Origin of the sequence: Pseudomonas versuta (genome assembly GCF_001294575.1) — a bacterium.
In the GTDB taxonomy this organism is placed as follows: domain Bacteria; phylum Pseudomonadota; class Gammaproteobacteria; order Pseudomonadales; family Pseudomonadaceae; genus Aquipseudomonas; species Aquipseudomonas versuta.
The window spans coordinates 267278-281992 of record NZ_CP012676.1 but is presented as its reverse complement, the minus strand read 5'-3'; the positions used below and the strand labels follow the sequence as shown (position 1 = coordinate 281992).

Genomic DNA, 14715 nt, shown 5'->3' with positions numbered 1-14715 from the left:
AAGAGCGCAGGTAGTGCCTGCGCTTTTTTACTATTACGATAAGCTCTCAAGGTCTCGGGTATGGCACGAATAAAGCATGTCGAAATTCAGAACTTCCGAGGAATCAAACAGCTCAGTTGGGCTCCTAGCGAAGGGATTAATTGCCTCATCGGACCTGGAGATAGCGGAAAGACTTCAATTCTCGATGCAATCGAAGCCTGTATGTCTGTGCGCCGCAATATAGAGTTCTCAGACGCAGACTTCTATGGGATGGATGTTTCCAATCCGATCATCATCAGGGTAACGGTTGGCGCGCTCCCGGACCATCTGATGGATTTGGATTCCCTAGGTGAGATTCTGCGCGGCTTCAATGCTGCCAGCGGTATTGTCGAAGATGAGCCCGGTGATGGCTTAGAGGTTGTTCTGACACTCCAGTTGTTGGTCGGAGACGATCTAGATCCCAAACGAGCCCTGTACTCGAAGCGGACAGAGTCCGATCCGTACCAGCGGCAACTCCAGTGGAAGGACAAAGCGATGCTTGCACCGAGTCGCATTGGCAATCACTCGAGCACCAATCTCTCATGGACTAAGAGTTCGGTGCTGGCGCGCCTGTCGGAAGAAAAACTTGCTGTAGGGAACGACTTGGTATCGGCGGCAAGGGAGGCCCGGCTTGCGTTTGGGGACAAGGCTGGAGCCAAGATTGGTGACATACTCGACCTAGTGACGATCAAAGCTAAGGAGATGGGCATTGACGTTGGCAACAAGGCGAAGGCGTTGCTAGATGCGAAGGCGCTTTCCTTCTCAGACGGGGCGATTGCGCTGCATTCTGATGGAGGGGTTCCCCTCCGCAACCTTGGCACGGGTTCCAGCCGCCTGCTACTGGCGGCTCTTCATCGGGAAGCTTCTTCTGCATCAAGCTGCTTGTTGGTTGATGAGGTCGAGCATGGGCTTGAACCGCATCGCGTCATCAGCCTGCTGCACTCTCTCGGATCCAAGGACGCAGAAGCCCCGCTTCAGGTCTTCATGACAACCCATTCTGCCGTTGCGGTGAGGGAGCTGAGTGGTGACCAACTCGTGATCGTCCGCAAAGAGAAGGGCGGACAGCACCAGATGCGTTTGGTTAGCAGCGAGAACACTATTCAGGGGGTTGCCCGCCTCTACCCGGAGGCATTTCTTGCAAGGACTGTGATTATCTGCGAAGGCGCTAGCGAGGTCGGGCTTCTTAGAGGTATTGACCGGTATCTAGTGTCGAAAGGAAGGCAATCTGCATACGCGAATGCAACTGCGTTTGTCGACGCCGGAGGGAGAAATCCGGAGCATATCTTGGAGCGTGCTCAGATTTTTGCCCAATGGGGCTACCGAACCAAAGCGTTCTTGGACGCAGATGTGATCATTCCAAAAGAGGCACTAGACGCCGCTGAGATGGATGGTGTCGTTGTTTGTACCTGGGGCGACTCTCTCGCTCTCGAGGAGGCCCTGTTCAAGTGGCTGCCTGACCATGGGGTGGACGCCCTCATTAAGCTGGCCATTGAGCTCAACTCTGAAGAGTTGGTCGGCGGAGCCTTGGAAGAAGTCTCCAAGAAACAGTTCGACTTGGAGACTGCATTAAGCCTAGTTGGCGGAGATGCCGCGTATCAAGACGAAGAACGAGCGTTCTTGGGCAAGGCCGCTAAACTCTCAACAAAGGACTCCAAGGCTGGTCCGGGCCGGAAAGGCTGGTTTAAGTCCATCAGCAAAATGGAGATGGTGGGAGAGCAAGTAGTTGGCCCTTGGATGAAGAACGCCTCTCCAGAGCTCAAACGTCCGATTTCTGAGTTGTTTAGGCGGTCCGATGTGTAACGGTGAGTTGGACATCCTCTCGCACCGCAGAGGAAGTGTCAGCGCCCCTGCGGGATGTGGTAAGACGCAACTCATCGCCTCTTCGCTCCTGCGAAATGAGGGCAGCAAGCCCGCCCTTGTGCTGACACACACTAATGCTGGTAAGTCAGCCCTCGAGCAGCGATTGAAGACGCTCGGTGTAAGCAGTACCGCCGCGCGGGTGGCAACGCTTGATAGCTGGGCCATTCGCTTGGTCCAATGTTTTCCTCAACGCTCGGGTCTCGCGCCGGCTGTTCTTCAGCTACAAGGTAACAATGCAAACTACTTGGCAATTCGGCAGGCAGCGGTTGACGTCCTCAAAGCAGGTCATGCGGATAAAATCGTCTCAGCGACATATTCGCGAGTAATTGTCGACGAGTACCAAGATTGCGGAAGCCTGCAGCATGAAATGATTCTCGCGCTCGCGGACTTACTTCCTACGGTGGTTTTGGGTGATCCTCTTCAAGTTATATTCAACTTCTCCGGCCCAGTAGTCGACTGGCACAAAGAGGTGGTTGCTGCTTTCCCCCCTTTGATGTGGAAGGCAGAGCCTTGGCGCTGGAAAAATGCAGATGCACCTGAGGTTGGCGAATGGCTTCTCAACACAGTTCGTCCAGCTCTGAGTCGCGCTGGCGGCTCTATTGACCTTTCCAAAGTTCCAGAGGGAGTGGAGTGGGTTCGTCTTAAAGGTACAGCGATCGAGATGAGCGAGACACGTCTCGTCACTGCAAAGCGGAAGTTTGCAGGCCCAGCTCTCATCATTGCAGATTCAAAAAGCAAGGACAGTCAGTGGGATACCGCTCGCAGGTCGCGCTCGACCATGGTTGAAGCCAACGACATGGTAGATTTCATGAAGTTCGCTGCGGTATTTGACCCAACTACCCAATTGTCTCTGGACCATGCGGTGAGCTACTTTGGCAACCTACTTTCTGGACTGTCGCCAAAAAACTTGATTGCTCGAACTCGCTCGCTCCATGCAGGAAGGGCACAGGCCAGGGCAACTAGTATCGAAGAGATTGCGTTGGCTTATCTACGAGCCCCGTCTCATCGTAGTGCCGCCGATATGCTCGACGCCTTCTACGATACCGCTGGTGTTTTTGCATTCCGACCTGACATCACGCGCTTGTGTTCAAAAGCGCTACGGGCAGTGAACGGGACCGTGACGTTCCACGCAGCGGCAGTGAGGGAACGAGAGCGTTTTAGGCATATGCCTCGTACGATGCGCCCGAGGTCTGTGGGAAGCACCTTGTTGTTAAAAGGACTTGAGGCGGACGTTGTTGTCATTCTTGAACCAGAGAAAATGAATGCTGAAAACCTATATGTCGCGATGACGCGGGGCAGCAAGCAGCTCATCATCTGCTCAAGCTCTCAGATACTGAAATGGTAGGAACCGCTTCGCACCGAAGACTAGTCCTGTTCCTCAACACCGCGCCCGTAAAATTCTGCGTCTCACTATTAATCGTGGTTTTGGCAGACTTGGTTCTTTTGCGAAGCTGGCCGCGTTGCGCTTGGCGGTGGCATATCGGCGCTGGATCGTCTGGAGGTTAGCCAATTGTCTCCATTGATGCGGGTATTGCAACGTGGTTTCTTAAGTCTGCAGTCATAGCCGGTGAAGCGCTGTCGAGGGAAAGTCATGGCCAGGATGATTTGAGTAGAATGACCGCTGCTACTCAGTGGCGACCAATTCGAGACACAGCGGAAAAATGTAACACCTTAACCGCTTGTAACACCACGTATTGACGATAGAACACAGTGGTGTAACTAAATAAATACCATATAAAACAATAGGCTATGCGTTAACGTTACACGCGTAACACCTGTAACACCAAATTTTAGAGCCCCCCCCCGAGCCCCATAAATGATTGCACCTCCAGCGACCTAGATCACGGGCATGCCTCTCAATTTCAAAATGAATGGGCTCCGGGGCGATTCACCTAGTTACGGGATAGGAAACCCGTGAGCTCGGGTGTGTGACCGAAGAAAAAATTCGGTTAACAGTTAACTCAGGTTAACAGGCACCCAGATTGTGTCGGGGCCCCTGAGGACTGCCCCTCGACACGGGGCGAGTAACCCGCGCGATTGTGTTAGAGGAAAAGTGCACAGCTTAGTGAACAGGTGAACCAGGTGAACTGCTGGTTCACCAGGGCATTTGCACTATGGCTCAGGAGCCGCTGGGAACCCTGGGCATTTCGAGGAGACACGGGGCAGGAAACCCGCACGAAATCGTTAGTGGCTGGGTTCCAAAGTTGGTTGACCACACTTGACCGGTTGACCCAGTTGACTCACCTAGGTGTTCACTATCAGCAACACATCCAGTGCCCTGCTGCGGGCCAAGACCCACCCCTCCTCTTTTCTTCAATACCTTTAAATTTCAACGATTGAAATTTCAATAAGCTGGGTGCCCTGCTGCTAAAAAAATCCCGCGGGTTTCCTGCCCCGTACCCGATGATTTCCCGCAGGGGCCCCCGGCATTTTCTGGTCACCCAGCCAAGTGGTACGCTGAAGCTCAACTAAAGGAGTGGTTATGGAATCGGCACGCGACAAAAAAACCATGGAGATCGTTGAAGCAGAGGATCTTTGGCTATTGCCGGAGGTGGACACCTACGGGTACATCTGCACAGGCTGCAAACTTGATGTGTTCCCGGCCTCATATCAGAAATCTAATCTGCAGCGTCCCCACTTTCGCAGCGCTCGCGGCAAAGACCATTTTGAAGATTGTGACATCGAGGGTGAAAAGAAAACCGTATCCAAAGGGAAGAAGGGAAGCGTCCGCAACGAACTAGAAACGAGCGCATCGTTATCTCCGGCGCGCTTAACCCTTCGTAATGAAAGGACTGTTGTCGGCTCTGACCTACCTCCCTCTACAGCCCAAACGACCAGCGTCAGCAAAGGCCGGTCCACCGATGGAGGCGAAGCGAGACCTAAAGGACGGCGTTCCGCGAATAGCATCCGTCCGATTTGCAGAGCGTTTATCGATTTTCCATATGATCGGGACATGTCTCTTGAAGTGCCTGGTATCGACGACACCACTTACCAATACGCCTTCAAAAAGCTACGAGGTGAGGGAGTAGAGACTCTCCCCCGGTCTAAAATCTTCTACGCGGAGCTTCACTGGAGCAAACCTGAAGAAGAGGGGGACGATCTATTTATCAACCTGTCTGCGGGTGAGTGGGTCAAAGATCCTCCAAAACTAGTCCGGCCCTACAAGATTCGTGTCTGTAGGGAAGGATGGTCGAAAGCTAAACGCACCGTCGTGCGAACTGAAATTGACGTGCTACGTGAGGAGGGGATTGAGGCGAAGAAGAAAAATAGCAAAGACCGTCCTTGGGTCTTCTTCATTGGCGAGCAGGACAAGGATGATCCAGCGATCTTTAATGTGACTGACCACCGTTTGATTTGTGGCCTGCTTGGAACTATCACTTATCCTAAACGCTGAAAAAATAGTAGGCTCAGCATCAGACTGATCCAGCTGCAGGGTAGCTAGCGAGAGCAAGCGTGTATCCCTGCCTGTATCCCTGAATGTATAATTCCTCTACAAGCCACGGTCTATATAGAACACACGAGTCTCCCTCGGGCACCATCTAGCAGTATCTGCAAGTCTCTAACAGGACTCGCAGCACAGGAAAACCGGCCACTGAGCCGGTTTTTTTGTGCCTGACGATCTACCCCCGCCCTGTCCCCCACCTATCAGTTGTATCCCCACTTGTGGTCCGGATTTTAGCGGTTAGCTATAAACCGGATAGCGGCGGCAGAGCGCCACAACTTGTTCGCGTACGGCGTGCGCCACCTTGTCGCTGTCACCGACCGCCAGGGCGTCCAGTATGTCGCACAACCAGCCAGCCACTTGTTCGCATTCGGCCGTGCCGAAACCCCGGGTAGTGATTGCCGGCGTGCCGATTCGCAGTCCCGAGGTCACGAACGGTGAACGCGGATCGTTGGGCACCGAGTTCTTGTTGGCGGTGATCCAGGCATTGCTCAGGGCCGCATCGGCATGCTTGCCGGTGTAAGGCCGGTCAGACAGGTCGATGAGCATCATGTGGTTATCAGTCCCCCTGATACGATTTTGTAACCCCGCTGTTGCAGCACCGCAGCCATGGCCCGGGCATTGACCACCACGCGTGTCTGATAATTTTTGAACCCGGGTGCCAGCGCTTCCTTGAAGGCCACAGCCTTGGCAGCGATCTGGTGCATCAGCGGGCCGCCCTGGACACCCGGAAATACTGCAGAGTCGAGTTTTTTGTAGAACCCTTCGTCTTGTCCGGTGGACAAAATCAACCCGCCCCGCGGGCCGCGCAAGGTTTTGTGCGTGGTGCTGGTGACTACGTGGGCGTGCGGCAAGGGGTCCGGGTATGCGCCAGCAGCGACCAGGCCTGCAACGTGGGCCATGTCGACCCAGAAAATAGCCCCGACCTTGTCGGCAATAGCCCGCATGCGCGCCCAGTCCTTGTGTCGCGAATAGGCAGAGAAACCACCAATCAGCATCTTGGGGCGAGTTTGCAGGGCGATACGTTCCATCTCGTCGTAGTCGAGAAACCCCGTATGCGGGTCCAGTCCGTAAGGGACAATGTTGTAATGACGGCCCGAGAAGTTCGCCGGGTTGCCGTGGGTCAAATGCCCACCCTGGGCCAGGTTCATGCCCATCACCGTGTCACCGGGGTTAACCAGGGCCAGGAAAACGGCTGCGTTCGCCTGGGCCCCCGCATGCGGCTGGACGTTGGCGTAGTCACAGTTAAACAGGGCCTTTACCCGCTTGATGGCCAGGCGCTCGGCTACATCGACATACTCGCAACCACTGTAGTAACGCTTGCCGGGGTAGCCCTCGGCATACTTGTTGGTGAGCACGGAGTTCTGGACTTGCATGACCAGAGGGCTGGCGTAGTTTTCGGAGGCGATCAGCTCGATGTGATCCTCCTGGCGATGCTCTTCGTTAAGAATCGCCTCACACAGTTCGGCGTCGAATGTTTCTAGAGTCAGCGTTGAGTCGTACATGATCAAAGGGTCCCTGGTTCAGAAAATAAGCCGATGTATTACAGGCACCGAGTCGGCCCGCGGGGCGTTGGGGGCGGTTTGTGCGGCTGGACCCACATCAGCGCGAGACTTCCTTGGTCTTGGCGAGTGACGCCTTGCGCGACGGCCAGCGCCCATTGAGCAGCGCGTAGGCCGCCAGACCGATCAGCAAACCCCAAAACGCACCGCCAATTCCCAGCAGGGTGATGTTGGCAGCAGACGCGAGAAAGGTGATGAGCGAGGCTTCGCGGGATTTGATGTCAGCCATGGCGTTGGCCAGGCTGGAACCGATCGTGCCGAGCAGGGCCAGACCGGCCAACGTGGTTATGAACGTGGCGGGGAGCGCCATGAACACGGCCGCCAGGGTCACACCGAAAACCCCCACCAGAATGTAAAACACACCAGCGGCCACCCCGGCTATCCAGCGCCTGGACGGGTCCTGCGAAGCGTCCTTGCCGGTGCAGATGGCTGCAGTAATGGCCGCCACGTTGAAGGCATGGGAGCCGAAGGGCGCCATCAGCAAGGAGCCCAGCCCGGTAACGGTGAGGATCGGATTGGCGCTGGTTTTGAAACCATCATTGCGCAACACCAACATGCCCGGCATGTACTGACCGGTGAGGGTTATCAGAAACAACGGTAGCGCTACACTGAGCAAACCGTTGATCGAGAACTCGGGCCGGGTGAAGACCGGGGCCGCGAACTGCAGCGCCAGACCCGACAGGTCTACTCGGTCCTGCGCCAGCAGATACCCCAGCCCCAGTACCAGAATGCCGACCACCGCGTAGCGTGCAGTAAAGCGCTTGAACAGCACATAAGCGCCGATCAGCAACCCCACCAGTACCGGATCAACGCTCATGCCGCCAAACGCACCGATACCGAACTGCAACAAGATCCCGCCCAGCAGGCCCGCAGCGACGCCGGGAGGAATCATCCGGATGAGTTTTTCGAAGTAGCCGGACAACCCCAGCAGGACGAATGCGGCAGCTGAAATCATGTAGGCACCGATTGCCTCGGCGTAGGGCGTGGCGGACAAAGCGACCACCAGAAAGGCCGCGGCGGGTGTCGACCAGGCCGTAATAATGGGCTCGCGGCTCACCCAACTGAGAAACAGCCCGGTAACCCCCACGCCGATCGATACCGACCAGACCCAGGACGCCGTCAGTTCGGAGCTGAGCCCGGCTACCCTGGCCGCCTGAAACACCAGGATGAAGGTGCCACCGTAATTGACGATGACTGAAATCAGCCCGGCGACCACCGGAGGCACAAGGTCGGATAAACGCAGGGGCGGCGCAGATACTACCGGCATGAGGTCTTTGCTCCTTGCAAAACGGATGTTGAAAACGGACTGATTCATACCCCTTGAATGGCATGCCCGAGTCTGACACTTGTCAACATCAGACCAGACCACTTTCAGGAGAACAAGAAGCGCGCAGTCAGTAGCGAGGGGGCAATTCTACGGATAGACTGGCCTGCCTTTGCAGACCAGTTTCTTGAATCAGGGCAGACCGCATGGCAACAACATTCGAACTCGAAACCCTGAAAATGCGCCTCAACGACGCCGAGTTTCAGTTGCTGGACTTGCACCAGAGAATTCAGCGCGCATTGCGTGAGTTGATTCTCGAAGGTGCTCTGGGGCCCGGCTTGAAACTGCCAGCGACGCGGGGTCTGGCGACGTCACTGGGGGTTGCCCGCGACACCGTGGAGAACGCCTATGTGCAGTTGCACCGTGACGGCTTTATCGTGCGACGCGAGGGTGCGGGCAGTTATGTCAGTGAAACCCTGGGCAACGAACTGCGCGGCGCAGCGCGCCGGCGGATCAAGGCCCAGGAAGTCAAAAGCAGCCACGCACCAGCAGGTACCGGGCTGAGTCAGCGCGGGCGGATGATCTTGGACAGTGGCGGCGTAAACGATCAGCAGGTGGTAAAGGCGTTTGCCACCGGCCTGCCGGAAACCCGCACCTTCCCCACCGGGGTCTGGGAGCGTCTGCAACGTCAGGTGATGAAAGACTACCGCGCTACGGTGCTGTTGCATGGCGACCCCCAGGGTGCCGAGCCGCTGCGCAAAGCCATTGCGACCTACTTGAACCTGGAGCGCGGAGCCAAATGCAGCGCCGGGCAAATCCTGGTGTTGAGCAGTACTCGCCAGGCACTTTTCCTGTGCGCGCAATTGCTGGTAGATGCCGGTAAACCGATCCTGCTGGAAAACCCGGGTTACTACGGTGCCAGGAAGGCCTTTGAAACCGCACAAACCCGGGTACTGCCCATTGATGTCGATGACCTGGGCATCCGTACCGACCTGCTATATGCCGACCGCAGCGGTGCCCATTGCGTCTATGTCACGCCCTCTCATCAATACCCCACTGGCGTGACCTTGACGCTGGAAAGGCGCCTGGAGTTGATCAACTGGGCTGCCGAGAAAGGCAAATGGATCATCGAGGATGACTACGACAGCGAGTTTCACTACGACGGACAACCGACCGCCTGCGTCCAGGGCCTGGACAAGTATCAGCGGACTCTCTACATCGGCACCTTCAGCAAAACCCTCGCCCCCGGGCTGCGGCTGGGCTACATCGTGCTGCCCCGGGAGCTGGTCAAATCCTTTACCTGTGCGCGCAGCATCATGGACGGCCACACCCCGCAAATCCTGCAACTGACCCTGGCGCGGTTTATGGAAGACGGGCATTACAACGCCCATGTGCGGTCCATGCGCAAGCTGTATGCCGAGCGCCGATCCGTCATGCTCGACGCCATAGGCAAGCACCTGAACGGTATCGTCACCGCCCTGCCCCCGCCCGGCGGGCTGCAAATTGCCTGCCTGCTGAACCCCGGCCGCAGCGAGGAAAAAACCATCCGCCAGGCAGCCAGCGCGGGCATACAGCTCGCCGGGCTCAGCCGGTTGTATGCCGGCGAACAGAAGAAACAAGGCTGGCTGTTGGGGTACTCATCCTTGACCGCGCATGAAATCGAGGTAGCCATGCAGCGTCTGGCCAGGGCATTGAAAACCGGGTAGCCGGTGCCGCGCTTACTCCGCTTCCAGCGCCACCATCCAGCGCGCTTCGGAGCACAGCAAATGCTGGCGCATGGCAGTTTGCGCGGCGATCACGTCCTTGCATTGCAGTGCACGCAGAATCGCTTCGTGCTCGATGACTGCCGCATCCCAGGTGCCGGGGTTTTCCGAGTGTTCGCTCAGGTGCGATGAAATCGGGCTGTGGCGCTCGTCGAACAGCGAGGTGATGATCCGCACCAGCGCCGAGTTACCGGTCATTGTTGCCAGTCGGTGATGAAACTTGCGGTCATCCGCCAGCGGCGGGCGACTGGCTTCGATGCTCGCGCGCATGGCATCGATGCAATCCTGCAGATAGCGGTAATCGCTTTTTTTGCCGTGCAGGCAGGCCAGCACCACCGCTTCGCCCTCGATCAGCGCGCGGGCCTGCATCAGTTCGTTGGGGCTCTCGCCGAGGGTCACAGTGGGTGCACCACCCTCTTGCAGGCGCGCAGCAACGTACACCCCCGAACCCATCCTGATCTCGATACTGCCTTCGATCTCCAGCGCGATCAGCGCCTCGCGCAACGACGGTCGCGACACCCCCAGCAACTGCGTCAGATCGCGTTCGGCCGGCAAGCGCGAACCCACCTTGAAATCGCCCTGGGCGATGTATTCACGCAGCCGGTCGGCAATTTTCTGGTAGAGCTTGCGCTCTGTATGAGGAGACGAGGAGACCATCGGGGCAGAGTCCGGGAAATGATGCCGAAGGCTATCACACAGGCCCGGGCACACTGGAGAAACCTCGGCAGGCACTGACAAACCATCTGCGGATCTGCCCCGTGATGTCGCCTCAAGTACCGACTGCACTCAACGCAACGGCAACATCATCTCCCGGGCTCAGTCCCCGTAAGGCTGAGCGTGCAAGGTTCATGGTGGATCCTCAACAGTTCTGGTGCGCCGCTCAATGCTGGCTGAGCAGGACGGTCCGCAGTACCGGTTGCTCAAGGCCCGGCGCAACCCGCGCGGCGAGCTCGATCAGGGGCAGCAAGCGTCGCTGTTTCTTGTCTTTATGGTTAGTGGCAATGTCGGCCAGGCGGTGTTGTAAAAACGGGTTGGCGAAGCGCTCACGCACACTGTCGATATAGCGCCGGGCGGCATCCAGCTGGCCGAGGGCAGCGAATACCGGGAGCACTTCACCGGCCCACAGGGTTTCCAGATCGGCGCGCAGTGCCGGGCTATGCATCGCCTGGTATACGGTCTCGTCCTCGGGGCGCCCGTCACTGAGCCAGCGCTCGGCCAGATAGCTGTGGCCCAGATTGAGGGTGAACAGCTTGAGGCGCTCGTAATGATCGAGGTCATCGGTCAGCACAATGGCTTCGTGGCTGCAGGGCAGCGTCAGCCCCTCCTGACGCTCGATCGCCCACAGGGCATAGGGTTCGGCCACCGCCCCCACCGGCTCCAGAGCCCGGGAAACAATACGGTCGACCAGCGAGTTGGCCCAACGGCAGTTCTGCGTCAGGTAAGCCTGGAATCCTTCGCCCAGCGCCCAGCTACGTGCCAGCGCCACCAGCAGGTCACGCAACACATCGCCATTGCGCGCCACCAGTTCACAGGGAAACAGCGACAGCGTGGAGCACGCATCGTGTTGCCAGCGGTCGTGGAGCAAAACCAGAAGCTTGGCCGGGAAGCTGATCGGCGCCGCAGCCTGTGGGGCGAGCAGCGCGGACGTGTCCCGTGGATCCAGTAGATAACCACGGTCACCGGTATTGGAAACCACCACTTTGACCTGTTCGACAAAGCTCTGACGCAGCGCCGGCCACTGCTCGCCAGCTTGCAGCGCGTGACTGATCGCCGAAGCCTGGAGGTTTTGCTCGACCACCTGACCGTTGTCGACCCCCTGGATCAGCACCCGGTATGGCGTGCCGCTGGCCAGCGCCGCAGTGCGGGCAGTGCTGGCCGGGCTGTCGGTGGTCTGCACCACGGCAATGCGGCCCAGGGCAGCGCCGCGCTCCAGCGCCTGGGACACGAACAGATCGACATGGGCCTGGAGAAAACGGCTGGTGCCAAACTGCAGGATCGGCGGGAATTGATGGCTATCGCTCATGGCCTAGCACTCGATAATGGCTTTGACCACGCCTTGCTGCGGGTCGAGCAAGGTCGGGAACAGTTCCACCACCTCGCTGAGCGCAATGCGGTGAGTGTTCAGTGCCTGATCGGGGATCAAGCCGTCGCGCAGGCATTGCTCGACGTAGCGGAAGTCTTCGACCGTGGCGTTGCGACTGCCCATCAAGGTGGCTTCGCGCTTGTGAAACTCGGGGTCGGAGAAGGTGATCGAATCACGCACCACCGAGATCATCACGTAGGTGCCGCCGTGGGCGATAAATTCGAAGCCGCGCTCCATGGCCCGGGCGTTACCGGTGGCGTCGAACACCACATCATAAAAGTCGCCCTCAGTAAGGTCGGCCAGCGCTTGCTTGTCGCCCTCGCCGATTTTCACTGCAGCGTGAATGGCCAGGTGCTTGCGGCAAAAATCCAGGCGGTCGTCACGGGTATCGAGCACGGTGACTCTGGCGCCGCGCAACCCGGCGAAAATCGCCGCCGCCATACCGATGGGACCGGTGCCGACCACCAGCACCCGTTGCCCGGCCTGAAGGTTAGAGCGGCGCACCGCATGGGCACCGATGGACAGGAACTCGATCATTGCCGCCTGATCCAGGGACACCCCGTCAGCCTTGTGGATGAACGGGTGGGCGACGCTCAGGTACTGGGTAAAGGCGCCGTCGCAGTGCACGCCGAGCACCTGGATCCGGGTGCAGCAGTTGGTCTTGCCTTTGCTGCAGGCAATACAGGTGCCGCATGAGATATACGGCATCACGTAGACCACATCACCGGCCACCAGACCGCTGCCTTCGTCGCTCGCTTCGACGATGCCGGAAAACTCGTGGCCCATGACCCGAGGGTATTCAAGGTAGGGCTGATTGCCGGAGAAGATATGCAAGTCAGTGCCACACACCCCCACGCGCTTGACCCGGATCAGGGTTTCGCCGGGCTGGCGCACGGGTATCGGCCTCTGGACAGCCGTGAGCGAACGCGGCTCGTTACAGATCACAGTCAGCATTTTTATTCTCCGGCAATAGCACGCGGGCTACGGGTTTTGGCCAAGGCGGACCAGGGGGCGGGAAGCGACGGGAGCTGCAGCAACGGGAGATAGAACCAGGGCATGCGGATCTCCTCTTATTGTGTGCAGCGTGAATGCCGCCTGGATGATCACGGCTCGAAAACTACACGCGGCAAAATACATTGGCAAGACCAGTTTATAAAAAATATGAATTGGCCTTACCAGATTGATATCAGGTGCGAGTGATCGCCGGGAGCACTTGATGCTCTTGGAACATGGCTTTGCTCAGGGCTTGGGGGGAGCGCAGATGCAATTTTTCATGGACGACTATTTTTCAGAGGGCTCTGATTTATTTTCGACGGTTACGGCTTCAAGGTGCAGCGCTGCTGACACCCTTGGAGCATCAACGTGAATGGATCGCTGCACGCGCTTTATACCCACCCACTCTCCCCTGAAACTCTTCGCACGCTGGACAATTCGCCCTGCACAGAGCAACAGCCCACCGAAGATCGGATCAGCCTGATGTCTGGCTTATTCACACCTGGAAATGCTGTTCTACATATTGCGCAGAGAGTGGGTTAATCGCAGCGGATGTCTTTACCCGACAGAAAGCCAAGTAACGCTATGGACTTTAACTTTAAATACATCGCCACCAGAAGCGTTGAAAACAAGGAGCGACATGAATTTAAACCCCGCTGATTTAGACTCCGAATCTGCTGGATACATAACAATAAATAGCGGCCGACACAGGGTTCTTCCTCAATGAACAAAGCTATTGCCATGACGCATGGCTTGACCAAATAAAAACCAAGGATAACAAATGACTCGACCTTTTTTCTCTGTTGCCTGGGCTGCTTCACAGCGAATTTACGACCCTGTGAACTCCGGCGAAAAAGTTGCACAAATAATTGGTGGATATGTTGAAAAGAATATCAACAACCCCATACCCCAACAATGCTGGAGTAATACCTGTGCTGTTCGAATTAGTTATATTTTGAATCAATCTGGCATGAACATTCCAAAAACTCCAGGACAGACAGTATCAGGAGCGGACAATCGCCAATATTTTTTCCGGGTAAGGAATCTTGTAGCATTCCTCGAGGAGCGTTGGGGGCAACCTGATATCCTGAAATACCCGCCCGCTGGTGGAGGATCCCTTGCCGGTAGAAGGGGCTAATCCTGTTTGAAGTTACAGGCTGGTCAGATGCTCAAGGCCACGCAACACTGTTCGATGGCAATATCTGCTACGACCCGTGTTACTTCAATGAACCAGAAGCGAGATACAGCACCGACCGCGCTAACTTTTGGAATTTGCCATGAACATAATCTGGAGAGGTGGCCTGACTGTTTCGGCCCTGGCCCTCTATCTGTCAGTTTGCCATGCACAGAACAGCCAGTTTAGCTTTCCAGGCGCTGGGGCACGTCCCCATGCCCAGAACTATAAAGACATGATCCTGGCCACCTGTGTCGCGAACGCCTACCAGAATGACAAGAGTGCTGCTATTGATGCCGGCAGTAGTGTGAGTGCATTACGCGACTGGACCGAGTACGACATGGAAAGGGCGCCAGTTGCTATCAAGTCCCTGGTAGATAGTTATTTGGTGCGCAATTACCACAATCCGTTAGTCGAACCGGAAATCAAGGATGTACGTTTCGACTTTCTGAAATGTCTGGACCTCTATCACAGCAGCGAGCTGGACGAACAGACAAAGGATCTGGTCATCAATCCCGAGCATAAATACAGGCAGGATAATCAGTGATCCAGGGCA

The 14715-nt window shown here is 56.8% G+C and carries 9 protein-coding genes and 2 pseudogenes; 6 read left to right on the top strand and 5 right to left on the bottom strand.

Annotated elements, in window-relative coordinates; genetic code table 11:
- Positions 1-60 precede the first annotated feature (60 nt).
- The 3 genes from AOC04_RS01300 to AOC04_RS24010 all read left to right on the top strand — a co-directional run bounded on the left by AOC04_RS01300 (position 61) and on the right by AOC04_RS24010 (position 5272).
- Entirely contained in the window at positions 61-1818 is a 1758-nt protein-coding gene (locus AOC04_RS01300; protein ID WP_060690806.1) for an ATP-dependent nuclease, read from the top strand.
- On the top strand, positions 1811-3223 hold the full coding sequence (locus AOC04_RS01295; RefSeq protein ID WP_060690805.1) for a UvrD-helicase domain-containing protein: 1413 nt from the start codon (positions 1811-1813) through the stop codon (positions 3221-3223). Before AOC04_RS01300 ends, AOC04_RS01295 begins: the two co-directional genes overlap by 8 nt.
- 1137 nt (positions 3224-4360) lie before the next feature.
- Positions 4361-5272, top strand: coding sequence for a hypothetical protein (locus AOC04_RS24010; RefSeq protein WP_073514870.1), 912 nt, complete (start codon positions 4361-4363; stop codon positions 5270-5272).
- A gap of 288 nt (positions 5273-5560) precedes the next feature.
- Here the strand turns inward: AOC04_RS24010 and glyA are convergent.
- Both glyA and AOC04_RS01280 read right to left on the bottom strand, forming a co-directional pair.
- A pseudogene (glyA, locus tag AOC04_RS01285) lies at positions 5561-6825 on the bottom strand (serine hydroxymethyltransferase).
- Between the two features lie 97 nt (positions 6826-6922).
- On the bottom strand, positions 6923-8149 hold the full coding sequence (locus tag AOC04_RS01280) for a benzoate/H(+) symporter BenE family transporter (protein ID WP_060690804.1): 1227 nt from the start codon (positions 8147-8149) through the stop codon (positions 6923-6925).
- A 203-nt stretch (positions 8150-8352) separates the two neighbouring features.
- Here AOC04_RS01280 and pdxR point away from each other — a divergent pair, with 203 nt between their 5' ends.
- On the top strand, positions 8353-9852 hold the full coding sequence (pdxR, locus tag AOC04_RS01275) for a MocR-like pyridoxine biosynthesis transcription factor PdxR (RefSeq protein WP_060690803.1): 1500 nt from the start codon (positions 8353-8355) through the stop codon (positions 9850-9852).
- 12 nt (positions 9853-9864) lie between these two features.
- On the opposite strand, the gene AOC04_RS01270 is transcribed toward pdxR, so the two are convergent.
- The 3 genes from AOC04_RS01270 to AOC04_RS01260 form a co-directional block, all read right to left on the bottom strand.
- A complete protein-coding gene (locus AOC04_RS01270) occupies positions 9865-10566 on the bottom strand; it encodes a FadR/GntR family transcriptional regulator (RefSeq protein WP_060690802.1) in 702 nt (233 codons plus the stop codon).
- Between the two features lie 223 nt (positions 10567-10789).
- Positions 10790-11932 carry a mannitol dehydrogenase family protein gene (locus AOC04_RS01265; protein ID WP_060690801.1) on the bottom strand — a complete coding sequence of 381 codons (1143 nt, stop codon included), beginning with the start codon at positions 11930-11932 and terminating at the stop codon, positions 10790-10792.
- A 3-nt stretch (positions 11933-11935) separates the two neighbouring features.
- Complete coding sequence (locus AOC04_RS01260; RefSeq protein WP_060690800.1) at positions 11936-12946, bottom strand: zinc-binding alcohol dehydrogenase family protein; 1011 nt, start codon at positions 12944-12946, stop codon at positions 11936-11938.
- Between the two features lie 820 nt (positions 12947-13766).
- Here AOC04_RS01260 and AOC04_RS23225 point away from each other — a divergent pair.
- Positions 13767-14266 (top strand): annotated as a pseudogene (locus AOC04_RS23225) (type VI secretion system amidase effector protein Tae4).
- Positions 14263-14706, top strand: coding sequence for a type VI secretion system amidase immunity protein Tai4 (locus tag AOC04_RS01255; protein ID WP_060690799.1), 444 nt, complete (start codon positions 14263-14265; stop codon positions 14704-14706). The pseudogene AOC04_RS23225 and the gene AOC04_RS01255 overlap by 4 nt, the downstream one beginning before the upstream one ends.
- The last annotated feature ends 9 nt before the right edge of the window (positions 14707-14715 follow it).